General features: G+C 69.1%; 15 protein-coding genes, 1 tRNA gene and 1 pseudogene. 8 read left to right on the top strand and 9 right to left on the bottom strand.

Annotated features, from left to right (window positions below):
• Nucleotides 1-43: 43 nt before the first annotated feature.
• Genes ACFU8Q_RS01595 through ACFU8Q_RS01585 form a run of 3 tightly spaced genes read left to right on the top strand, consistent with a single transcriptional unit; the run spans nucleotide 44 to nucleotide 5393 of the window.
• Complete coding sequence (locus tag ACFU8Q_RS01595) at nucleotides 44-1717, top strand: extracellular solute-binding protein (RefSeq protein ID WP_384446605.1); 1674 nt, start codon at nucleotides 44-46, stop codon at nucleotides 1715-1717.
• On the top strand, nucleotides 1714-3180 hold the full coding sequence (locus ACFU8Q_RS01590) for a M1 family metallopeptidase (protein ID WP_384446603.1): 1467 nt from the start codon (nucleotides 1714-1716) through the stop codon (nucleotides 3178-3180). The genes ACFU8Q_RS01595 and ACFU8Q_RS01590 overlap by 4 nt, the downstream gene beginning before the upstream one ends.
• On the top strand, nucleotides 3177-5393 hold the full coding sequence (locus ACFU8Q_RS01585) for a right-handed parallel beta-helix repeat-containing protein (RefSeq protein WP_384446602.1): 2217 nt from the start codon (nucleotides 3177-3179) through the stop codon (nucleotides 5391-5393). The genes ACFU8Q_RS01590 and ACFU8Q_RS01585 overlap by 4 nt, the downstream gene beginning before the upstream one ends.
• 51 nt (nucleotides 5394-5444) lie before the next feature.
• Here ACFU8Q_RS01585 and ACFU8Q_RS01580 read toward each other — a convergent pair whose 3' ends face one another.
• Nucleotides 5445-6467, bottom strand: coding sequence for a LacI family DNA-binding transcriptional regulator (locus ACFU8Q_RS01580; RefSeq protein WP_384446600.1), 1023 nt, complete (start codon nucleotides 6465-6467; stop codon nucleotides 5445-5447).
• 274 nt (nucleotides 6468-6741) lie between these two features.
• On the opposite strand from ACFU8Q_RS01580, the gene ACFU8Q_RS01575 reads away from it, so the two are divergent.
• Genes ACFU8Q_RS01575 through ACFU8Q_RS01565 form a run of 3 tightly spaced genes read left to right on the top strand, consistent with a single transcriptional unit; the run spans nucleotide 6742 to nucleotide 9486 of the window.
• Nucleotides 6742-7605, top strand: a complete 864-nt coding sequence (locus tag ACFU8Q_RS01575) for an ABC transporter permease (protein WP_384446598.1) — start codon at nucleotides 6742-6744, stop codon at nucleotides 7603-7605.
• 34 nt (nucleotides 7606-7639) lie between these two features.
• Nucleotides 7640-8659: an ABC transporter substrate-binding protein gene (locus ACFU8Q_RS01570; protein ID WP_384446597.1), complete on the top strand. Its 1020-nt coding sequence runs from the start codon at nucleotides 7640-7642 to the stop codon at nucleotides 8657-8659.
• Nucleotides 8656-9486, top strand: coding sequence for an ABC transporter ATP-binding protein (locus ACFU8Q_RS01565; RefSeq protein WP_384446595.1), 831 nt, complete (start codon nucleotides 8656-8658; stop codon nucleotides 9484-9486). The genes ACFU8Q_RS01570 and ACFU8Q_RS01565 overlap by 4 nt, the downstream gene beginning before the upstream one ends.
• 80 nt (nucleotides 9487-9566) lie before the next feature.
• Here the strand turns inward: ACFU8Q_RS01565 and ACFU8Q_RS01560 are convergent, their stop codons facing one another.
• From ACFU8Q_RS01560 to ACFU8Q_RS01545, 4 genes are all read right to left on the bottom strand, one after another.
• Nucleotides 9567-10418, bottom strand: a complete 852-nt coding sequence (locus ACFU8Q_RS01560) for a sugar phosphate isomerase/epimerase family protein (RefSeq protein WP_384446594.1) — start codon at nucleotides 10416-10418, stop codon at nucleotides 9567-9569.
• Nucleotides 10419-10432: 14 nt separating this feature from the next.
• A complete protein-coding gene (locus ACFU8Q_RS01555; RefSeq protein ID WP_384446592.1) occupies nucleotides 10433-13924 on the bottom strand; it encodes a ThuA domain-containing protein in 3492 nt (1163 codons plus the stop codon).
• A 226-nt stretch (nucleotides 13925-14150) separates the two neighbouring features.
• Nucleotides 14151-15050 (bottom strand): transketolase family protein, encoded by a 900-nt coding sequence (locus ACFU8Q_RS01550; RefSeq protein ID WP_384446590.1) that lies wholly within the window; start codon nucleotides 15048-15050, stop codon nucleotides 14151-14153.
• A 36-nt stretch (nucleotides 15051-15086) separates the two neighbouring features.
• The gene (locus ACFU8Q_RS01545) at nucleotides 15087-15788 is read right to left on the bottom strand and encodes a transketolase (protein ID WP_384446588.1); all 702 of its coding nucleotides are present in this window, start codon (nucleotides 15786-15788) and stop codon (nucleotides 15087-15089) included.
• 127 nt (nucleotides 15789-15915) lie between these two features.
• On the opposite strand from ACFU8Q_RS01545, the gene ACFU8Q_RS01540 reads away from it, so the two are divergent.
• Nucleotides 15916-15989 (top strand) — tRNA-Pro (locus ACFU8Q_RS01540).
• 99 nt (nucleotides 15990-16088) lie between these two features.
• Here ACFU8Q_RS01540 and ACFU8Q_RS01535 read toward each other — a convergent pair.
• Complete coding sequence (locus ACFU8Q_RS01535; RefSeq protein ID WP_384446586.1) at nucleotides 16089-16514, bottom strand: hypothetical protein; 426 nt, start codon at nucleotides 16512-16514, stop codon at nucleotides 16089-16091.
• A 15-nt stretch (nucleotides 16515-16529) separates the two neighbouring features.
• Between ACFU8Q_RS01535 and ACFU8Q_RS01530 the strand changes: the two are divergent.
• Nucleotides 16530-16634: pseudogene (locus tag ACFU8Q_RS01530) on the top strand (IS3 family transposase); the annotation flags it as partial.
• Between the two features lie 149 nt (nucleotides 16635-16783).
• Here ACFU8Q_RS01530 and ACFU8Q_RS01525 read toward each other — a convergent pair.
• The 3 genes from ACFU8Q_RS01525 to ACFU8Q_RS01515 are packed head-to-tail and all read right to left on the bottom strand — an operon-like array spanning nucleotide 16784 to nucleotide 22203.
• Nucleotides 16784-17650 (bottom strand): NAD-dependent epimerase/dehydratase family protein, encoded by an 867-nt coding sequence (locus tag ACFU8Q_RS01525; RefSeq protein ID WP_384446584.1) that lies wholly within the window; start codon nucleotides 17648-17650, stop codon nucleotides 16784-16786.
• 26 nt (nucleotides 17651-17676) lie between these two features.
• Nucleotides 17677-19899 carry an FAD-dependent oxidoreductase gene (locus ACFU8Q_RS01520; protein ID WP_384446582.1) on the bottom strand — a complete coding sequence of 741 codons (2223 nt, stop codon included), beginning with the start codon at nucleotides 19897-19899 and terminating at the stop codon, nucleotides 17677-17679.
• A gap of 12 nt (nucleotides 19900-19911) precedes the next feature.
• Nucleotides 19912-22203 (bottom strand): hypothetical protein, encoded by a 2292-nt coding sequence (locus ACFU8Q_RS01515; protein WP_384446580.1) that lies wholly within the window; start codon nucleotides 22201-22203, stop codon nucleotides 19912-19914.
• Nucleotides 22204-22258 lie beyond the last annotated feature (55 nt).

Here is a 22258-nt window from a genome sequence, read left to right as displayed (position 1 = left end):
CCGCCCCCCCACTCCTTCCGTCCCCTCTCCCAAGGAGATTCAGGTGTCGAGCTCCACCCCCATCAACCGCAGAGCACTGTTCCGCATGGGTGCGGGCGTCGGCCTCTCACTGGCCGCCGCCCCGCTGCTCGCCGCCTGCGGCGACGGCGGCACGACCGCGAAGGCGGAGGCCAAGAGCGCCTCGCTGCTCCCGGACACCGCGATCCGCAACATCGGCCTCAAGCCCGACCTGGCGGGCACCGCCGCCGGTGTTCCGCAGGGCTACTTCAGCTACCCGGCCAAGCCGCTGCGGGCCACGAAGGGCAACCCGCTCAAGGGCGCCGAACCGATCAGCGCGACGATGGAGACCTTCGGCCCGCCGCCGCCCGCCCGCGGCAAGAACGCTGCCTGGCAGGAGATCGAGAAGCTCCTCGGCGCCCAGGTGAACATCACGGCCGTCCCCGCCGACGACTATGGCACCAAGTTCTCCACCATGGTCGCCAGCGACAGCCTGCCCGACCTCTTCATGTACCCCGAGATCGGAGGCGTCGACAACAAGGCCGCCTTCCTCCGGGCCAAGTGCGCCGACCTGACCCCGTATCTCGCGGGGGACCAGATCAAGGACTACCCGAACCTGGCCGCGATCCCGAAGGGCGCCTGGCAGGCCGCGATCTTCGGCGGAAAACTGTACGGCATCCCGATCGCCCGCACCGGCACCGGCGGCGCCGGCTTCTACCGCCACGACCTGTTCGAGGAGGCCGGCGTCACGAGCCTCGACCAGATCAGCGGCCTCGACAGGTTCGTCGAGCTCTGCAAGGAACTGACCCGGCCCAAGAAGGACCAGTACGCGATCATCGCGGGCGTCACCAACGTACTCGCCATGTCCGCGGGCGCGCCCTACTTCTGGCGGCTGGACGAGAAGACCGGCAAGTTCACCACCGACCTGGAGACCCCGGAGTACCGCCAGGCCGTGGAGACCGCGCGCGAGCTGTACAAGGCCGGCTGTTTCTACCCGGGCACCCTCCAGATGTCCGGGGCGCAGAAGGCCCAGTACACGGACATGTTCAAGAACGGCAAGGGCGCGTACGTGTACGACGGCATGCCCACCTATCTGGCGCCCGGCGTCGGCTACATCGCTGCGATGAAGGCGATCGACACGAAGTACGACCCGAGGCCCTTCGTGCCGTTCGGCTCCGCCGCCGTCGCCTGGATGGACAACGTCGAGCTCCAGAACACCCACATCAAGAAGGCGTCCGGGGACCGCGTCAAGGAGATCCTCGCCCTCGCCGACTTCGCCGCCTCCCCGTTCGGCAGCCAGGAGTACACGCTCATCAACTACGGCGTCGAAGGCAAGGACTTCACCCGTGACGCCAAGGGCAACCCGGCGCTCACCAAGCAGGGCACCCAGGACGTCACCGTGCCGTGGAAGTTCATGGCCTCCGCCGTCCCCGCCATCTTCAGCGCCGACTCGGAGCAGGGCGTCCGCCACGTCCACGACGCCTTCACCAAGATGATCCCGATCATGGAGCAGGACCCGACGCTCCGGTACTCCTCGCCCACCTGGGACTCCAAGGGCACCGGCAGCCTCTACACGTTCAGGCAGGACGCGCTCAAGGACATCATCGCGGGCCGCAAGCCCATGTCGGCCTACGACCAGCTCGTCAAGGACTACCTGGCCAAGGGCGGCGAGCAGGCCCGCGGCGAATTCGAGGACGCCTTCCAGAAGGGGAAGAAGTGACGACGCGACGCACAGTCCTCAGACTCGGCGGCGCGGCGGTGGCCGCGGCCGTCGTCGTACCCGCCCTCGGCTCGCCCGCCGGAGCGCAGCCGCGCCGCTTCGACCCGAAGCCCGGCTCCGACGGCGTCGGCGACCCGCTGTTCCCGACCCTCGGCAACGGCGGCTACCAGGTCGTCCACTACGACCTCACCTTCGACTTCACCCCGGTGACCTACGACTTCACAGCCGTCGTGAAGATCAACGCCAAGGCCACCCAGGACCTCTCCGCGTTCAACCTGGACACCGACGGCCACACCATCGACTCCGTCACCGTCGCAGGCCGCCCCGCCACCTGGGTGCTGTCGCCCGGAAAGAGCGGCCAGGAACTGACCGTCACCCCCGCCCGCCCGCTCCACGACGAGCAGGCGTTCACCGTCGAGGTCCATTACCGGGGCAACGGCAAGGCGCCCCGACTCGGCCTGACCGGCTGGAAGTTCGGCACCGACGGCGGCTTCGCGTCCGCTGCCCAGTCCTCCCGGGCCGACACCTTCCTGCCCTGCAACGACACCCCGTCCGACAAGGCGACGTGGACCTTCCACATCAGCGCGCCGCAGGGCTACGTCGCCACCGCCAACGGCGAACTGCTCCACAAGACCCCGCGCGCCGACGGCTCCACCGTCTGGCACTTCGCCCTCCGCGAGCGCATGGCGACCGAACTGATCGGCATCGCTGTCGTCAAGGGCACCTATCTGTACGGCACCAGCCACCGCGGACTGCCGCTGCGCCACATCGTCCCGCAGGGCCAGGAGGAGAAGTACGGTCCGATCGTCGCCCGCACCGCGGACCATCTGGCCTGGCTGGAGGCGAAGTTCGGCCGCTATCCGTTCTCCGTCTACGGCCTCCACATCTACGACGGCTACACCGACGCCCTGGAGAACCAGACCCTCTCCCTGTTCTCCACCAACTGGTTCAAGCTCAACGCCAACGGCCAGCCCGGCTACGAGACCACCATGGTCCACGAGCTCGTCCACCAGTGGTTCGGCGACTGGATCACCCCGAACGACTGGCAGCAGGCCTGGCTCAACGAGGGCCCTGCCGTGTACTACGCCGGCCTGTACGGCGAGGAGCGCGGCTGGTCCGTCTTCGAGGACAAGATGAGGGCGACCTACGAGAAGCTCGACGCCGTCCGCGCCACGGACGGTCCGCCCGGACTCCCGAACGCGCTCGGCGGCACCAACATCTATGACGGCGGCGCACTCGTCCTGTACGCCCTCACCCTTCAGATCGGTCAGCGGCAGTTCGACCGGGTCATGCGTGAGTGGGTGAAGCGCTTCAAGGACTCCACCTACACCAGCGAGGCCTTCATCCGGCACACGGTCGACGTCACCGGCGACAAGTCCCTCGACCCGTTCCTGCGCGACTGGCTCTTCGGAGCCGTGAACCCGCCCATGCCCGGCCACCCCGACTGGAAGGCCTCCGCGTGAACCGCCGCACCCTGAACCTCGTACGAGGAACCGCCGCTGCCGCCTCCGCCGCCTTCCTGGCCGCGCTCCTCGCCACCCCGGCCGCCCAGGCCGCGCCCGGCGTCCGCACCCTGTACGCGGCCCCGGACGGAGACGGCACCTCCTGTACCGTCGCCCGCCCCTGCACTCTGGAAGGCGCCCGGGACCGGGCCCGCACCGAAACCGGGCGGGACGTCCGCGTACTCCTGAAGAACGGTACGTACCAGCGCGACGAGCCCCTGAAGCTCGGCGTCGCGGACTCCGGGAAGGACGGCCGCACGGTCACCTGGACCGCGGCCCCCGGTGCCCGCCCCGTCCTCTCCGGCGGACGGGACATCACCGGCTGGCGGCAGAACACCGATGGCACCTGGACCGCCGACGTCCCGTCCGGCGTCATCCCGCGCCAGCTGTTCATCGACGGCAGGCGCGCGACCCGCGCCCGCGGCGAGGCCTGCGCGGCGAGCACCTGCGACGCCACGAAGACCGGTATGACCGGTGCCACCGCCACCGGGATCGCCCGGTGGCAGCGACCCACCGACGCCGAAGCCGTCATCCGGGTCCGCTGGCGCAACTACCACTGCCGGATCGCGGGCGTCAACGGCGACATCATGACGTTCGCCCAGCCCTGCTGGACGAACTCGGCGAGCGGCACCGACCGCACCGGGCCTGCCTGGGACACGACCACCGTCGACTCCACCCGCTACAGCGGCGTCGCCTACTTCGAGAACGCCCCCGAACTCCTGGACCAGCCGGGCGAATTCGTCTGGAACTCGAAGGACCGCTCCGTCACCTACCTGCCGCGCAAGGGCGAGAACATGCGCCACGCGCGGGCCGTCACGCCGCACACCGAACAACTGCTCGTCGTCGACGGCGCCCACGACGTCACCGTCAGCGGGATCGCCTTCGCGTACGCGGCGTACCGCCAGCCCGGCACCGACGAGGGCTACGCGGGCATGCAGGCCGGTCTCACCCTGACCGGAGCCACCGGCCCCGTCGACCACGCGGGCCGCTACTACACCAAGCCGTCCGCCGCGGTCACCGTCCGCGGCGGACAGCACATCAGCATCGACAACGCCCGGTTCAGCAGGCTCGGCGGGGCGGGCGCGATCCTCGAAGCGGGCACCAAGGACAGCTCCCTGACCCACTCCACCTTCACGGACCTGTCCTCGGGCGGCGTGTACGTCGGAGACACCGAACCGATGCCCGGCGCGGCGCTCGCGGGGGAGCGGAACACCATCGCGCACAACACCCTCACCCGCACCGGCGTCGAATACACCGACGCGGTGGGTATCTGGGCCGGCTACGAAGCCGAGCTGAGTATCGATCACAACAGCCTCGACCACCTTCCGTACTCCGGGATCTCGGTCGGCTGGGGCTGGAACCAGCCCGAGGCCCGCAAGTCCGTCCTGCGCGACAACAAGGTGACCGGCAACCGCATCACCAACGTCATGGAAGTCGCACAACAGCAGCATGACGGCGGCGCGATCTACACCCAGGGCGCACAGCCGGGCACGGTTGTCTCCGGCAACTACATCAACCGCTCCGCCTTCGGCAACACCGAGCGCGACGGCAACGGCATCTACCTCGACGAGCAGTCCTCGCACATCGTCGTCGAGAACAACGTCATCACCCGCATCGGCTACAAGTGGGTCTCCAACTGGGCGGATTACGGGATCCAGAACACCGCCCGGGGCAACTGGACCGACACCGCCGCGCCCGCACTCGGCGGCATGGGCTCGGTCATGACGGACAACTACACCGGCCTGGACCGGCTGCCTGCCGAAGCACTCGCCGTCGCCGCCCGGGCAGGCGCCCACGGCGGCCCGGTCGAGCAGCTGCGGACCGATCTGGCCCGCACCGGCACGGCCACCCAGTCCTCCACCGAGGGCACGGCGGCCGCGGCGCTCGCCCTGGACGGCGACACCAACACCGACACCCGCACGCTGTCCGAGGCGGGCGCCTGGTGGCAGGTCGACCTGGGCGGCGAACAGCACATCCGCCAGATCGAGATCTGGAACAACTCGTCCGCCACGACAGCCGACTTCGATGTCGTCACGGACGACGCGACGGTCCACGTCAGCGGGAAGGCACTGCGCCCCACCGTCCTGAACCTCGACAGCCGGACCCGCACGGTGAAGATCGTGACCTCCGGCACGGGCCGCGTGGCACTCTCCCAGGTGCTCGTCCACCCGTAGGGCCACTCCCCACCGTCGGGCCGCTCGGCTCGGCCCCCCGGACGCCGCCGGTCACCCGACCGGCGGCGTTCCCGTGCTCGCCCGCACCACCACCTCGCCAGCCACGCGCACGATCCGGGCCCGTTGCCCCGCGGACCGCTCCCGCAGCGCCAGCGCGATCACGTCCTCGCCCATCGAGGTCAGTGGCAGCGCCACCGTGGTGAGCGCCGGTGACAACTCCCGTACCAGCGGGATGTCGTCGAAGCCCGCGAGCGAGACATCGTCCGGCACCCGCAACCCCTCCTCCCGCAGCGCGGCGAGCGCACCGACGGCCATCACATCGGTGACGGCGAACACACAGGTCGGCCGCGGCCGACCGCAGGCCAGCAGCCGGCGGGCCGCCGCGTACCCGCCCTCGCGGGTGAACGCGCCCTCCACGACCCGATCGAGTCCGATCCCCGCCTCCGCGAGCCCTTCCCGGAAGCCCGCGAGCCGGTCGGAGACCGTGGTCAGCGCGGGCGGACCGGTGAGCACCGCGAACGTCCGGTGTCCGAGCCCCACCAGCGTCCGGGCGAGCGCGGCCGCCCCCGCCCGGTTCTCCGGCTGTACGGTGTCCACCCGCAGACTGCGGTGCCGGCTGACGACCGCCACCCGTCCGCCGCCCCGTATGTACGGCGCCAGTTCGGCATCCAGGGCCCGCTCCCACGCCCGGTCCTGGAATCCGGAGCCGATGAGCAGGATCGCCCGGGCGCGCTGGGCCCGCAGCATCGAGACGTAGGCGATCTCCCGGGCGGGCTCCCGGAACGTGGAGGCCAGCATCACCAGCAGATCCTGTTCGGCGGCGGCCCGCATCACGCCACTGGACACGGCGGCGAAGTAGGGATCACTGACGTCATGACAGATCATCCCCACCGTCCGGTTGTTGGTGGCGTTCGCGAGTGCCTGGGCGTGGGCGTTGGGGGTGTATCCGAGCCGGTCCGCCGCGGCCCGTACCCGCTCGCGCAGATCGTCGCGCACCCGGGCCGTGCCATTGAGGGCACGTGAGGCGGTGGCGGGGGAGACGCCGGCCTCCCGGGCCACGGCGTCGAGCGTCACATGCGCCTCCCCGCGAGGGGCCCCGCGCGGTCCGTGGTGGTGCGGATCCGGGTGGTGCGGTGTTCTCCATTCACTCAAGTCGACCCCCAAGGGCGCGGTGGTGGAAGGCGCGAAAACTTGTCGACGACCTATTGACCGTGCGTGCAGGCAGTCATTAGCGTGGCGAAAACCTTATCAGAAAGCGCTTTCTGAAAGCGTCTTCTGAAAGCGCCTTCTCGTCCTAGCATGATCGCACAGCTCTCCACAACTACCCCCGAAGCGCAGGGAGTTCACAGTGAGCCAGAGCGCGTTGGCCAAAAGCCCACCCGAAGCGGCGGGAGTCGTCCGCAGGGCCGGGCCCTCGGCGGGGGAGCGGTTCGCCCGGGCGGCCGAGCAGAGCTGGCGGCCCCTCGCCCTGCTGCTGGCCTGTTTCGCCGTCTGGTGGGTGATCTCGGCGGCCGAGCTGGTGAAGCCCTATCTCGTACCGTCGCCCGGGGCGACCCTCGACGTTCTCACCGGCAAGGCGGGCTATCTCTGGCAGCACACCTGGGTGACCACGTACGAGACGCTGCTCGGCTTCCTGATCGCCGTGGCCGTCGGTGTCCTCGCGGCGGTTGTCATGGTGTACTCCTCGACCGTCGAGCGCACGCTCTATCCGATCCTGCTGTTCGCCCAGGTCGTACCGAAGATCGCGATCGCGCCGCTGTTCGTCGTCTGGCTCGGCTTCGGCATCGGACCGAAGATCCTCATCGCCGTGCTCATCGCCTTCTTCCCTGTAGTGATCTCCATGGTCACCGGCCTCAAGGCGGTCGACCCGGAGATGCTCCAGCTCTCGGCGACGATGGGCGCCAAGCCCTGGCAGACCTTTCTCAAGATCCGCTTTCCGGCCTCGCTCCCGCATCTCTTCTCCGGGCTCAAGGTCGCCGTCACTCTCGCGGTGACCGGCGCGGTCGTCGGCGAGTTCGTCGGCGCCAACGAGGGCCTGGGCTATGTGATCCTCCAGGCCAACGGCAACCTCGACACCCCGATGCTCTTCGCCGGGCTGCTCGTGATGTCACTCATCGGCGTCGTCCTCTTCGTCGTCGTCGAGATCGCCGAAACGCTGTTGCTCCCGTGGCACGCCAGCCGCCGGGACACCTCTGCCACCACCACGTACTGATTCCGTCCTACTTCGTCGCGGGAAGGCCCAGCCCATGCATGCGCGCAGACTCCTGATCGGTGTCGTACCTCTCGTCCTGGTGGCCACGGCCTGCGGTGGCAACGACGCGTCGACCACCACGAGCGACTCCGGCAAGAAGCTGGACAAGGTCACGCTGACCCTCAACTGGTATCCGTACGGCGAACACGCGCCGTTCTACTACGGCAAGCAGCAGAAGATCTTCGAGAAGCACGGCATCGACCTGGAGATCCAGGCGGGCCAGGGCTCGCAGAAGACGGTGCAGGCCACCGCGGCGGGCCAGACCGACTTCGGCTGGGCCGACACCCCCGCGCTGCTCGCCGGTGTCGACCAGGGCGTGCAGGTGAAGAGCCTCGGAGTCTTCCTCCAGACCACCCCGGCGTCGGTGCAGTCCTTCGACGCCGCGGGCATCCGATCGCCCGCCGACCTCAAGGGGAAGACCATCGCGGGGACCGCGGGGGACGCGCTCTCCAAGACCTTCCCGATCTTCCTGAAGAAGAACGGCCTGGCCGACTCGGACGTCAAGGTCCAGAACACCGACCCGGCGGGCAAGATCGCCGCAGTGATTTCCGGGAAGACCGACGGACTGCTCGGCTATGCCAGCGACCAGGGCCCCACCATGCAGGACAAGGCGAAGAAGCCCGTCTCGTACCTGCGCTTCTCCGAGAACGGGCTGAACTTCTACTCCAACGGTCTGCTCGCCGGCCAGAAGATCCTCTCCTCGAAGTCCGAACTTGCCGGACGCATGGTGCGGGCGGTCAGCGAGTCGTGGGCGGCCGCCGAGAAGGCGCCCGGACCGGCGGTCGCGGCGATGGACGGAGCCTCGGAACAACTGCCGCCGGCGACGGTACTGGCCGAGCAGTTCAAGACGACCCTCACCCTGCTGCACACCACCTCGACCAAGGGCAAGGCGCCCGGCGTGAACGACGAGGCCGACTGGCAGCAGACCATCGACGTCTTCGCCGAGGCGGGCATGGTGAGCAAGCCGAAGGCCGTCGCCGAGTACTGGGACGAGAAGACGGCTCTGAAGGGATGACCATGCCGAAGCAGGACGCGACACGGACCGAGGCGCCGGTCCCCGCCGCCACGGCGGCAGCAGCGGTCGAACTGTCCGACGTGGCGGTCCGGTTCCGCAGCAGGAAGCGCGATGTCACCGCGTTGCGCGCGGTGTCGCTCGATGTGGCCCCCGGTGAGTTCGTGGCCATCGTCGGACCGTCCGGATGCGGCAAGTCGACCCTGCTCAAACTGGTTGCGGGACTGCTGAAGCCGTCCTCGGGCGAGGTCCGGCTCGGTGGCGAGCGGGTCGACGGGGTGCGGCACGACATCGGATACGTGTTCCAGCGCGCCGCCCTCCTGGAGTGGCGCTCGGCGCGCCGCAACATCCTGCTCCAGGCCGAGATCCGGAAGATGCCTCCCGCGCAGGCGCGCGGCCGGGCCGACGAACTGATCCGGATGACGGGACTGGGCGGCTTCGAGGACGCGTATCCGCACGAGCTGTCCGGTGGAATGCAACAGCGTGTGGCATTGTGCCGGGCGCTGCTGCACGAACCTCCGGTGCTGTTGATGGACGAGCCGTTCGGCGCGCTCGACGCCCTCACCCGCGAGCAGATGAACATGGAGCTGAACCGCATCTGGAGGGAGACCCGAACCACCGTCCTGCTGGTCACGCACTCCATCTCGGAGGCCGTCTATCTGGCCGACCGGGTGGTGGTGATGAGCCCGCGCCCGGGCACGGTCTCCGAGATCATCGAGGTGGGGCTGGGTGCGGAACGGGAGTACGGCGAGACGCTGGGCCGCCCGGAGTTCCGGGAGGCGGCCGCTCGTATCCGCGACCTGCTGGGTGCGGCTTCGGCGCACGACTGACGGTGTCGCCGGCCGCTGGGAACGGAGCGGCCCCGGGGTGCGGTTCGCGCAACCCGGGGCCGCTCCACGTACTCGCCCGGTCAGTACCGCAGCCGGGACAGATACGTGTAGCTCGCGAGCGCGGAGGCGAACGGATCGGCCGGTGAGTCGTGCTCCACCAGCCACTGCTTCACACCGCCCCGCCGCGCCGTGTCGAACATCGCCGGGAAGTCGAGCACCCCCGAACCGACATCCGCGAAGTCCCCGTTCGGTGCCATGTCCTTCACATGGAGCGCGGGGAAGCGCCGCGGATGGCGTACGAAGAGCTCGCCCGGCGCCGAGGCACCGCCGTTGGCCGCCCAGTACAGATCCAGCTCGAAACCGACCAGTTCCGGGTCGGTCTCGGCGAGCAGGATGTCGTACAGGCCGACACCGTCCACCACTTGATGGTCCAGGCCGTGATTGTGGTAGAGCAGCTTCAGCCCGGACTCGCGGGCGGCGAGACCCACCCGGTTGAACTCCCGGGCCACTTCCCGGTAGCCGGCCGGACTGTGCAGCGAACCCGGCAGGCTGGGTACGACGATCCACTTGCCGCCCAGGGTGTGGATGTCCTCCAGGGCCTGCGGAAGTCCGGCCCCTTTCACGGTGTCGTAGCCGACGTGTTCGAGGACGGCCCGCAGCCGGGTTCCGTCGAGCATCCGCCGGATGTCGGTCGCGCTGTGACCGTGCCGGCCGCTCACCCCGACCGTGGCGTAGCCGATCTCCGCCAGCCGCTCCAGGGTGCCCCTGAAGTCCGTGGCCAACGGCGTGCGCATGGTGTAGAGATGCATGCCGATCCCGGACGGCGGGATGCGCCGGCGGCGGTCGGCCCCGGTGGCGGAGGCGGCGCCGAGCCCGGTGGCTGCCGCGGCGCCCACGGCCGTGGCCAGGAAGGTGCGTCGTGTGCGGTCCATGCGGGTTTCCTTTCTCAACTCACGTCGATGCGTACAGAGCCGGTGCTGGTGTCGCCCTTGTCGTCGGTGACCGTGAGGTGCGCGGTGTACTCACCCTTGCGGCCGTAGGTGTGGGTGGCCGTCGCACCGTCCCCGGCGCTGTTGTCGCCGAAGTTCCAGTGGTACGAAGCGATCGTGCGCCCGGCCACCGGCTCGACCGCACTGCTCAGTGCCACGGCGAGCGGTGCGGAGCCGGTCGCCGGAGCGGCCCGCACCGCGACCTTCGTACCGGGCCGCTTCTCGACGCCGGGACCGTTGAAGTGCAGCCAGTCGACCGCGAACAGATCGGCCTTGTCGCCGCTCCACTCCGGGTTGCTGAACACCGCGTACAGCTTGAAGCTGCCGCCGGGATCCGTCAGGGCCGTCGTCGGAGAGACCACCTTGCCCCAGTCGCCGGTGTTCGGAACGGTCACCTTGCCGAGCAGCGGGCCCGTCGGCGACCCGGCCCGGAATTCGATGTTCCCGCCGATCCCGCCGGAGGCCGCCCCGACGGTCACCGAGTCGATGTTCTTCAGGTTCACCGGATCGAAGCCGATCCAGTCGCCGTCCTCGATCTCGGTCAGCCGTTTCCCGCCGGAGGCATCGGCTCTGTCCCCGATCACCGCACCGCCGTGCGTGCCGCCGGTCGCCGTGAAGTGCTCGGCCTCGCGGAAGGCGGTCCGCAGGGTGAGCGAGGTGGAACCGGTGAGCGCGGGTGCGTCCGGGGCGCCCTTGTCCTGGTACTGGGCGGTGATTCCGTAGTAGAGGTTCTGTCCCGGGCCGTGGCTGTCGCCGGTGTCCGTGACGATCTCCCCCGCGCAGCCGGTGTAGTTGTCGAGCGGGTGCAGATGCGTGTCATGACCGAGCTGCGACTGCACGACCACTCGTGAACAGTCGATCGGCCCGCCCTTCCCGTCCTCCTTGTCCTTGACCTTCACGGTGAAGGGGATGGTGTCGCCGAAGCTGAACATCCCGCCGTTCGGAGGCTGTTTGAGGGTCACCTCCGGACGGGAGTTGCCGACGGTGATGTCCTGCACGGCCTGCGCCGTCAGTCCGCCGGGCCCGGTGACCGTGAGCCGCGCGGTGACCAGCCCCTTCGTGCGATACGTGTACGAGGGGTTGGCGTCCGTCGAGTCCGTGGTGCCGTCGCCGTCGAAGTCCCAGGCGTACGAGACAGGTTGACCGCCGGGTACGCCGGAACCGGCACTGGAGAACGTGACGGAGAGCGGCGCCGGACCGTTGTCCCGGCTCGCGGTGATCTTCGCGTCGGGCAGCCGGCCGTCACCGACGTAGTCGATCCGGTAGATGCCCGCGCCCTCGTTGCTGCCACCGCGGCCCGTACCGCTGCCGAGCCCGAAGTCGATGACGTACAGCGCCCCGTCGGGCCCGAAGTCCGCGTCGAAGGGCTGGTTCCACTGCATGTCCTGGAAGATTCCGTTGATGGACTGGAGTTCACCGGCCCTGACGGGCGCGAACCGGGGATCGTCGAACGTCTGGTCCTTCTGCTGGAAGGAGAACGTCTTGAACCAGCGGCGGGTCAGCTCGTAGTTGATCCACTTCCCTTCGAAGTACTCCGGGAACTTGGTGCGGTAGGTGTTGTCCGGGTCGTAGTCGTACACGGGACCGCTCATCGGGCCGCCGCCTCCCGTGCCGAGCTCCGGGAATTCGGCGGACGCGGAGTAGGCGTACCAAACGGTGGCGGGCTGGGCGGGCGGCAGTTCCCGCAACCCGGTGTTGTTCGGGGAGTCATTGACGAGCGCCGCGCAGTCGAACTTCGGCCCCGGCGTCTTCGTCGTGAAGTCGTAGTCGTTGAACGGGGTGTTGTTGCCGATGCAGTACGGCCAGCCGAAGTTCCCCGCCTTCGTGATGCGGGTGTACTCGACCGTGCCCTCGGGCCCGCGGTCGGCGACCGCCGTCTTGGCGTCCGGACCGTAGTCGGCGACCAGCAGTGCGCCGCTCAGCGGATCGGTGGTGATCCGGAAGGGGTTGCGCATCCCCATCGCATAGACCTCCGGACGGGTCTTCTCCGTACCGGGTGCGAAGAGATTCCCCTCGGGAACGGTGTACGTACCGTCGTCCTTCGGTGTGATGCGCAGGATCTTGCCGCGCAGATCGTTCGTATTGCCCGCCGTGCCCTGGGCGTCCCAGGCGCGGCGGCCCGGGCCCTCGTCGATCGGGGTGAAGCCGTCCGAGGCGAACGGATCGGTGTTGTCACCGGTCGCCGCGTACAGGTTGCCGGCCTTGTCGAAGGCGAGCGAACCGGCCATGTGGGAATTGGCCCGCCCTTCGCCCCGCCAGGTCGGGATGGTCAGCAACCGCTTCTCCGAGGCCGGGTCGACCGTGTTGCCGGTGACCGTGAACCGGGAGAGATTGAGCTGCTTCTCCGTCTTGTCGGAGTGCAGGAGATAGAGCCAGTTGTTGTCCGCGAAATCCGGGTCGAGGGCGAGGCCGAGCAGTCCGTCGGACTGACTGGTCATCTCCGGTGTGTACGCGAAGTCCAGCGCGGTCGACACCTTCATCGTCCGCTGGTCGATGACCTTCAGCTTTCCGGTGCGCTGGGCGAAGAACACCCGCCGGTCGGGCGCCACGGCCAGCTCGAAGGGATCGGCGAGATCGCTGGTGGCCAGCGCGGTCCGCTGGAACGAACCGGTCCGCGTCGCCGTGCAGTCGCCCGGCTTCGCACCCGCGGCCCACTCGATGCCGCCGAGCAGGTGCTGGACGAAGCCCTCCTCCTGGAACGCCGAGGACGCGTGCCCGCCCGCGGTGAACCAGGAGCGGCCGCCGTCGTAGTTCTGGCACCAGGACCACGGATGGTCCACACCCTCGTCGAGGCCGGTGATGCCGTCGCGCACCTTGATCTGCGCGAGGGTGTGCACCTTGGAGGTCGGGTTGGTGCGCCAGTTGTACCACTCCTCCGTACGCTCCCAGAGATCCGGAAGCCCCTTCGTGGAGGGGTGCGCGTGGTCGAGGACCTTGATCCGGCCGGTCTGTACGGCGGGGTGCTGGTCGAAGATCGCACCGACAAGACCCTCGTACCAGTCCCAGTCGCGTTCACTCGCGGACGCGGCGTGCAGACCGACCCAGCCGCCACCCGCACGGATGTACTTCTGCAGGGCCGCCCGCTCGTCGGAGTTCAGCAAGTCGCCTGTCTCCGGGATGGAGTTGGTGTTGTTGAACACGACCGCCTGGAAGCGGGCGAGGTCGGTGTCGTTGAAGACGGCGGAGTCGTCGGTCGCCTCGACCTCGAATCCGTTCTCGGCGCCGAGCTTCTTGATCGCCTCGATTCCGGCGGGAATCGAGTCATGCCTGAAGTTGGTGACCTCGGAGTAGACGAGGACCCGGAAGGAAGCGGCGTGGGCCCGGGGCGGGGAGGCCACCAGGAAGCCGAGGACCAACGCCAGGAGTGCGGTCAGGGCGACGATCGGCGACGGAAGCCGAGAGGCGGGTAACGGTCGACGGTGCGAAGGGTGATGACTCGGATGACTCATGGGCGCTCCCTGTTCGGTAGATGCCGACTGCGGGAATTAGAAAGCGCTTTCTGGAGTGCATCGTTCAGCGTAGGATCAGGTTTTGATGGGGTCAATGGGTCGGGAGCGCACTCTGTGGGTTCTTTGTGACGTCACGTGCTCTCGGCGCCACAGGCGGGGGAGAGCGGTTGCCCCCCTAAGAGGGCTCCCGCTCCGCTCGGCGAGGGTCCGAACGCGCCGATGCGCTTCAGCCGCCGAGGAACGCGCCGATGCGTTCCCGCAGCCCCCGCGGATCCAGGCCGTGGGCGGTGAGGTGCTCGTCGATCTCCCCGTACTTGCGCAACTCGGCCCGCCCCACCCCGAGGCCCAGCACACGGTGCGGCAGTTCGATGAGCGCGTCATTGGCGACTGCCGTGGATGTGCCCGCCAGGTACGGCTCGACGATCACCACCTCGGCGGCCCCGCCGCCGACCGCCCGCCGCAGCCCGACCCCGTCGAACGGGCGCACCGTCGTCGCGTACAACACGGTCACATCGAGGCCGTCGGTCGCCGCGAGGACGTTGTCGAGCATCGGTCCGACCGCGATCACCACCCCGCCCTTCCCCTCCCGCACCGTGATGAACCCGGTCCCCGCGCCGACCGGCCGCGCTCGCCTGTTCGACTGGAGCGACAGCCGTACGTACACCCGGCCGTCCTCGGCCGCTGCCTGCCGCAGCAGCTCCTCGGCCTCGTCGGGGTGGCCCGGCACATGGATCGTCCAGTCGTCGAGGGTGTCCATGAGGGTGACATCGCCCGGCGACATGTGGGTGAAGCCGCCGGCGGGCCAGTCGTACGAGCCTCCGGCGCTCACCAGCACCCCGCCCACCCCCTGATGGCCGAAGTCCAGCTTGACCTGCTCGAACGGCCGCTCCACCAGGAAGCTGGCGAAGGTGTGCACGATGGGCCGCAGTCCGGCGAGCGCCATCCCGGCGCCCGCACCGATCAGCAGCTGTTCCCTGATCCCCACATTGATGACCCGGTCCGGATGGGCCCGAGCGGCCCGTTCGAAACCGTCCCGGCTGATCTCGGCCAGCACCAGGGCGAGGCGGGGGTCCTCGTCCAGCAGCTGCGACGTGGTCGAGATGAAGCGGTCACGCATCGTGTCCATGTGTCTCTCTCCGTTACGTTGTCTTCGTCCGTGGGATCAGTGCTTCGGGGCGACGCGCGCGATCACGGCGCGCGGGCGTCCGGTGTGCGGCGCGGTGAAGGCCGCGTACAACGCCTCGTGGTCCCGTCCGTCTACGGAGTCGACCGACCAGCCGGCGGTCTCGAACCGGGCCGCGATCCCACCGGGCCGGCCGTACGACGCCGACGCGTTGTCGATCACTACGGTGTGCAGCCGCTCCAGCCCGGCCGGGCCCGCGTAGGCGAGCGCCTCGTGATTGCTGCCCTCGTCCAGCTCGGCATCGCCGATCAGCACCCATACCCTCGGGTCGGTCAGCCCCCGCGCCCGCAGGCCGAGCGCGGTCCCCACGGCCAGCGGCAGCCCGTGCCCCAGCGACCCGCTGCCGATCTCCACCCCCGGCACCAGCGTCCTGTCCGGGTGGTGCCCGAGCGGGGAGTCGTACGCACCGAACCCCGGCAGCAGCTCCTCGTCGAAGAAGCCGTGCGCGGCCAGGACCGCGTAGTACGCCATCGGCCCGTGCCCCTTGGACAGCAGGAACCGGTCGCGGTCCGGCGCGTCCACGGTGCCGGGCGTCACCCGCAGCACCCGGTCGTACAGCACCCAGAGGGCATCCAGCGTGGAGGTCGCGGCGGGGCCGTGCTTCTCGTCCCCCGTCATCAGGCCCATCAGCCGGTTCATGTCGCGGTAGCCGCCCGCCGGCGCGGCAGTCGTGTTCGTCATGAACCCAGCGTTGAACATCAAGTTTGGTTGAGGTCAAGCAACGGAAAGGCGTTCGTGACCACCGGTCCAAGTGCGGTATTGTTCTCATGCGCGTTCGGCCAGGGGAAACCCCAGGTCAGGCGGGCATCGGGACGTGGCGCAGCTTGGTAGCGCACTTGACTGGGGGTCAAGGGGTCGCAGGTTCAAATCCTGTCGTCCCGACTCGAAAGAGTCGTAGGTCAGGGGCTGTTCCGGAGAAATCCGGAGCGGCCCCTTGATCATTCTTGGGGACCAGTTGGGGACCGGCGCCCTTGACCGGCCTCAGCGGGTCATGACGATCGGGCTCGGTAGGGAACGCGGTGCGCGGAGCACGCTGAGGTGGGCGGAGAGCGCCGCCCCGGCTGCCGTGATTTTGTGTACGTCCGGGTAGAGGTAGCGCTGGGTGGTGGTCAGGGAACCGCGGCCGGCGATTCGTCCCAGGACGTGGACCTGGACTCCTGCGTCGGCGAACCAGGTCAATCCGGTGTACCGGAGGTCGTGGCGGCGCAGGCGTTCGTAGCCGAGCTTGGTGACCACGTCGTCCCAGTGGGTGGCGTCGCGCAGGACCGCGGTGGAGATGCGTCCGCCGCGCGGACCGGTGAACAGGCGGTTCTTCACCGTCGAGCGGCTGTGCTCGTCGGCGACCCAGTTCTCCACGGTGCGGTCGACGACGCCGTTGGTGATCATCCGCACTGCGCGGTGGTCCATGGCGGGCACCATGCCGAGCTCAAGCGCCAGGGCCATCAGGTGGCCCGATGCACCGTCGAGCTGCTGATGAAGGCCGAGGGCCTGGTCGGGGCGGTGCGCGGGAAGAAAGTCGTCACCACGGAAGTGGCGGACAGGGAGCCGAGCGGCCTCCGTACCGGCTCAGCCGGCAGTCCGTGGCCAGTGCTCCGATTCACGGTGAGATCGACCACGTCCCACCCGCCGAATACGAAACACCCACCATCTGCGGTGGTTCGGCGGCCGTCGTGATCTCAACTCGGCACAACCGCCCCGTGACCGAGGAGATTCTGTGCCGTGAACCCCAGCAGCCTGCGCGCGGCCGAGGTGTCGACCGGCGCCGCGCGACCCGGCAGCGGGCGCCGCAGCACGGTGGTGGGGTGATAGCGGCGCAGCAGTTCCTCCGTCGGGTACGGCACGATGATCTCGGGGGCGCAGAGGTGTACCGCGTGCGCCGCATGACCTGGTACGTCCAAGGCAAGCAGCGCGGCCCCCGCCGCGTCATGGACCTCGAGGTACGTCCACAGGTCCCTTGCCCCCGCGGCCGGGTCGGCCGTGAGCCGGGCGGCGTGGGCGAGCAGCCGTTCCTCGAATCCGCCCACGTACGGATAGCGCAGGCACACCACGCTCATCCCGTGCCGCCGCGCCATCATTTGCGCTGTCAGCTCGTCGACCTGTTTGGACAGGCCGTAAGGGTCGGCAACCTGGGAGGCCATCGGCTCATCGACCGGTGCGTACGGCGGATGCGGATCCTCGACGTCCGTCCAGGGCAGGCCCGTGACGCCCCAGGAGCTTGCCACCGCCGCATGCCGGATCCCGGCCCGGCCGGCCTCCTCCAGGACGGTGAAGGTGGAGAGGCTGTTGCCCGCGAAGACCTCACATGCGGTGTTGCGCTCGGGAGTCGGGATCGCCGCCAGGTGGATGACCGCGTCGGCGCCCTCCAGAGCCGCCCGCACGGTCTTCGCGTCGGCCGCGTCACCGGTCACGACCAGGCGTGCCGCGAGATCACCGGGATCATCGAGTACCAAGGCGTTCGCCTCGATCCCGCGCTCGGCGAGCAGCGCGAGGACCGCTCGCCCGATCCGCCCGGCGGCCCCGGTGACCATCGCTCTTTCGACCATTCAGTCACTCTCCTGCGTCAGTGCTTCTACTCGTAGGCGCGCACGGCGACGATGTGCGCCGACGCCGCCCCGTTGGTGGCTTCGACGACGACCCGGATCGCCGATGTGGTGACCGGCTCCGCCGGCCTGTGCGTCTCGCGTCGCCGCCGATTCTGCGCCGCACGGGCGATGACGCGCCAGGCGCCGTCAGTATCCAGTGCCTCGACGCGGTAGTCGCGAAGGAGGGTGGGGAGGGTGTCGAAGGGCGTGCGGTGGTGGTGCAAGTTGATCAGGTCCTCGTTGACGTCGTCGTCGGCGATGACCTCGATCCGGCCCAGGGTGACCGGTTCGGGCCAGGCCAACTCGAGCCAGGGGGAAGGGACGTCCGCCAGTGGTGCGGAGACCCACATGTGGGGTCCCGCGTACGGGCGGGCATAGCCGTCGGTGGCCTTGGCGGGGGAGTAGGCCGCGGTCCCTCCCGTACGGAGGCAGAAGGTGCGGCGCAGCAGGCCCGTGTCCGTCCACTCGCGCAGCGGCTGCGGCGATTCGTCCGACGGGCGCAGCGGGACGCGCGTGAAGCACAGGACGCCGGGGGTCGGGCGGTCGGAGCGGTGCAGGGCGAGGGCGTCGTTGGCGCGGACCACCAGGAAGGCGTTGCGAGGGGTTTCGGGGGACCAGTCCAGGCCCGTCCTGATCCACTGCCGGGCACCGGCGGCGACGGGTACGGTGGTGGAGGCGACCAGGCGGCGCGGGACGTAGTTCTGGCCGAGTTCGGGGTCGTACAGATCGATCACGATCTCGGTGTCGCGGTCGGCGTCGACGAGCAGCTCCACCCCCAGGAGGCCCGGGTCCGCGGGGAGGACGAGTCCGGCGTCCGCCGCGAGCGGCCAGGGCTCGTCGGATTCCTCGACCGCCAGGCTGCTCAAGGCGGACGACGCGCTGACCGTCGCCAGCAGGGCCAGATCCTCCGGGTCCGTCGAGGCGAGGCCGATGAGCGAGGCATCGTGGCGCAGCAGCGCCCGGTGCAGCTCGGGCACGGGGAGTCCGCGCGGGGTGACATCCCCGGAGGCGCAGAGCGCCGCCGCCGTGCCGGCCGCCTGGCCGATCGTGGCGCAGGTCGCCATGACCCGGGTCGAGCCGAAGGCGACATGGCTGGCGGAGATGTTGCGCCCGGCGAAGAGCAGGTTCTCGGTGTTCACCGAGTAGAGGCTGCGGAACGGAATGTGGTAAATACCGTCCGCGTAGAGCTGTTTGGCACCTGCCCCGGTGGCGTACATCCCCTGTGGCGGATGCAGGTCGATCGACCAGCCGCCGAACGCGACCCGGTCGGCGAACTCGGTCTGGCCGAGGATGTCGCCCTGGTGCAGGACGTAGTCGCCGAGGAAGCGCCGGTACTCCCGTTTACCGGGGACCGAGCCCACCCACTCCAGGGTCATGTTCGCCGCGTCGAACTCGCCGGAGTTCTTGATGTGGTCCCAGATGCCGTGGATCACCGACCACAGTTCGTCGCGGATGCGTTCGTTGTCGTGGACGGTGTCGAGCTCGCCGCCGAACTCGATCCACCAGTACGCGCAGCCGTTGTCGCCCGCCTTGATGATGCGGCGCTGCGGGATGGAGGTCCGGGTGATGTCCTTGGCGAAGTTCGGCGGCACGAATTTGACCGGGTGACCGGCATCCTTCGTATAGAAGAGGAGAGTCGATCCCAGAGTGATGTCGTCGGCCGTCTCCGGAGCCCATGCCTCGTCGTACTCGGCGCGCGATTCCCGGCCGATGCGGTGGTGGGCGCCCGCCAGGTGGCCGATCAGGCCGTCTCCCGTGCAGTCGAGGAAGAGCGAGCTCTCGAAACGTATCCGCCGCTCCGAGCCCATCATCCAGCCGGTGACCGAGGTGATCCGCCGGGCCTCGTCCGGACCTTCGGCGTCGACCTCGCGCACGTCGGTGTTGAGGTAGAGCGTGATGCCGGGCTCGGCGCGCACGGCGTCCAGGACCACGGCATCCCAGTAATAGGGGTTCCCGTCCGGGTTGCGGAACTGGTTCTCCACGAGCAACTCGCCCATGATGCCGCCCTCACGGGCATGGTGATTCTTGCCGTGGCCGGTCGCGCCGCACACCCAGACCCGGACCTCGCTGCTCGCGTTGCCGCCGAGCACCGGCCTGTTGTTGATCAGCGCGACGCTTCGGCCGAGCCGGGCCGCGGCGATCGCCGCGCAGACCCCGGCCAGGCCGCCGCCGACGACGGTGATGTCGTGCCGTGCGGTTTCATTCCTCATGTCGTACGTCACTTACTTCCAGTCGGGATTGGCGGCGAGACCGTAGTAGATGCGCGGGGCGCCGTCGAGGGTGAGGGTGATCTTGCCGCTGGAGGCTTTCAGAGAGCGCTCCTGGCCGATGCAGTTCAGCTCTCGCACCCTGCCGTTGACCGTCCCCGAGTGGGCCACGACCGTGGTCCTGGTCGTCCAGGTGTCGATCCATGGCTCGGGCGATGCGTACCAAGGATCCTCGCCGTGCTCGGAGTTGAGGATGTACCCGTCCTTGCGGCTCCAGATGATCGACACCGGTCCGCCGGGAGTGGTGAAGAGGAGCCCCTTGATGTCCTGGTCCGTGAAGGCGAGATGCCGGACGAACTCGGCCTCGTCCAGGACCCGGGCGGCGGTCGCGAAGGCGAGGAGCGAGGGCTTGGCGCTGGTGTCGCGGTTCATCAGGCCGTAGTGGTATTCGGGGTTGGCCGGGTCGGCCTCCTGCGGGTGGTAGAGCACCGAGTCGTGCAGCTGGTACCAGTTGACGGCGCGCACCTTCTCGGACTTGGCGAGAGCGAGGGTGAGCAGCGTGTTCTCGGCGGCGTGCCGGTAGGTGTCGCTCCACCACACGTTGGGCCGGGTCGGCGCGTACGCCTCGGTGAGCCACAGCTCCTTGTCGCCGCCGTACTCCTGAAGGACCTGGTTCGCCTTGCGCAGTGCGCCGAGGAAGTTCCAGTACGAGCCGGACGACCCCTGCGTCCACTCCTCGGGCGGCGGTGCGAAGTCGGGCGTGAAGTTGCCGCGACCGGGGTGGAAGGCGAAGGCGTCGATGAGGTCCCAGCCGCCCGCGTCATGGAAGTTCTTGGTCCATACGTAGTCCATGCCGCCCAGGCCGGCGTTCATGACCTTCATCCGCGAGCCCGCCGCGTCGAGGCGCGTGGTGACCTGGCGCAGACCGTCCCGGACGTAGGCGTCGGCGCCGCGGCCAGACATCCAGGGCTGGTTGACCTCGTTGCTCACCTCGAAGTACGCGGCCTCGGCGTCCAGGGCCTTGGCGACATTCGTGTCGGCCCAGGCCGCGATCTGCTCCGGACTACCGCCCACGGGGATGCCGCTCAGCTCCACGTTGTGCCCGATGCCGTTCGCGTCCAGAGTCGCGGTGTCGATACCCGGGGCGCCTGCGTAGGCGATGCGGATCCACTTGATGCCGAGCGTCCTGACCAGCCCGAGTACGGCGTCCTTGCCGGGCTTGAGCAGCCAGGGGTAGTTGGCGAGGCCGAACATCGACTCCTTGCCCGCCTTGTACGCGAACTCCGGGAGCACGCTCAGATTCGTGCGGGCCAGCGCCTTGTCACTGCCGCTGACCGCCTGCACCTCGGTGAACACGATGTTCTGCGACGGCGAGGTCAGAGGAAAGGAGGCATTCCAGGCGGCGCCCGCCGCGAGGTTCTTGCAGAGCGTTCCACCGGCGATCTTCTTGCCGCCGAAGTCCCGCGCCCACCACGTCAGGGTCACCTTCCTGGCCGCGGCGGAGCCGTTGACGACCTGCGCCTTGAGCGTCATCGTCTGCCCGGCCGCCGTGTAGAGGTTGAACGGCTGGTCGGTCCACACCTCCACGCCGAGGGGCCTCTTGGCAGCGAGCGCTCCCGCCCCGCGCGGCCGCAGATCGCCGAGGACCAGATCGGCCTCGGTGACCGCGGTGCCCGCGCCGGTCGAGGTGCCGGGGGAATGGACCCATGTGGCGTTCGTGCTCGCCGGGTTGGTGGACGAAAGGCAGAAGAAGCCCTTCGATCCCGCCCACGTCTCCACGTACGCGCCGCCCGCGTTCACCTCGTACGGAATGCCGCCCCGGGCGTCCCGCTCCCAGACGGTAAGCGCTTCGTACGACTCCGCCGCGCTCGCTTCGTACACCGTGCGGGAGAACATGAAGCCGGCCGGTGTGAGCGTGCTGGAGCCGGCGACCTCCCACTTCATGTGTGCCTTGTGAGGGGTGACGTCGAAGGTGCCGCGCACCGTGACTCCGGACACGCTGCTCGCCATCGTGTACGTGACCTGAATCGCGGGCCGCCCGTCGGGGAGCGTGATCCGGGCGGGCGTACCGCCGAAGGTGCGCTGCTGGCCGAGCGCGGTGTCCTTGATCATGAAGTGGTTGAGCAGGATGCGGTCGGTGCCCGCACCGTCCTGCACGAGGACGCTGCCGTCGCTACGGCCGACCAGGGTGATGCCGTCGGCCTCGATGGTGACCGGCTCTGCGGCGTACGCGGGAACGGTCGGCAGCAGTGCGGCGCCGGTGGCGACGGCCGTGCCCTGGATGAATCTGCGGCGGGCGACTGACATGGAGGTGCCCTTCTCTTGGTCGGGGTGTTCCGGATGCTCCGAAGGCTCCGAAGCG

Origin of the sequence: Streptomyces sp. NPDC057543, from assembly GCF_042801895.1 — a bacterium.
Classification (GTDB): Bacteria; Actinomycetota; Actinomycetes; order Streptomycetales; family Streptomycetaceae; genus Streptomyces.
Note: the sequence above shows the minus strand (reverse complement) of the source record. Positions and strands in the feature narration are given on the sequence as shown.

Bases quoted from the DNA above. Each gene is read 5' to 3' on its own strand.
- ACFU8Q_RS01555 (WP_384446592.1), bottom strand. From the start codon at position 13,924: ATGAGTCATCCGAGTCATCACCCTTCGCACCGTCGACCGTTACCCGCC.
- ACFU8Q_RS01545 (WP_384446588.1), bottom strand. From the start codon at position 15,788: ATGACGAACACGACTGCCGCGCCGGCGGGCGGCTACCGCGACATGAAC.
- ACFU8Q_RS01565 (WP_384446595.1), top strand. From the start codon at position 8,656: ATGACCATGCCGAAGCAGGACGCGACACGGACCGAGGCGCCGGTCCCC.
- ACFU8Q_RS01525 (WP_384446584.1), bottom strand. From the start codon at position 17,650: ATGGTCGAAAGAGCGATGGTCACCGGGGCCGCCGGGCGGATCGGGCGA.
- ACFU8Q_RS01515 (WP_384446580.1), bottom strand. From the start codon at position 22,203: ATGTCAGTCGCCCGCCGCAGATTCATCCAGGGCACGGCCGTCGCCACC.
- ACFU8Q_RS01520 (WP_384446582.1), bottom strand. From the start codon at position 19,899: ATGAGGAATGAAACCGCACGGCACGACATCACCGTCGTCGGCGGCGGC.
- ACFU8Q_RS01535 (WP_384446586.1), bottom strand. From the start codon at position 16,514: ATGGACCACCGCGCAGTGCGGATGATCACCAACGGCGTCGTCGACCGC.
- ACFU8Q_RS01550 (WP_384446590.1), bottom strand. From the start codon at position 15,050: ATGGACACGATGCGTGACCGCTTCATCTCGACCACGTCGCAGCTGCTG.
- ACFU8Q_RS01570 (WP_384446597.1), top strand. From the start codon at position 7,640: ATGCATGCGCGCAGACTCCTGATCGGTGTCGTACCTCTCGTCCTGGTG.
- ACFU8Q_RS01560 (WP_384446594.1), bottom strand. From the start codon at position 10,418: ATGGACCGCACACGACGCACCTTCCTGGCCACGGCCGTGGGCGCCGCG.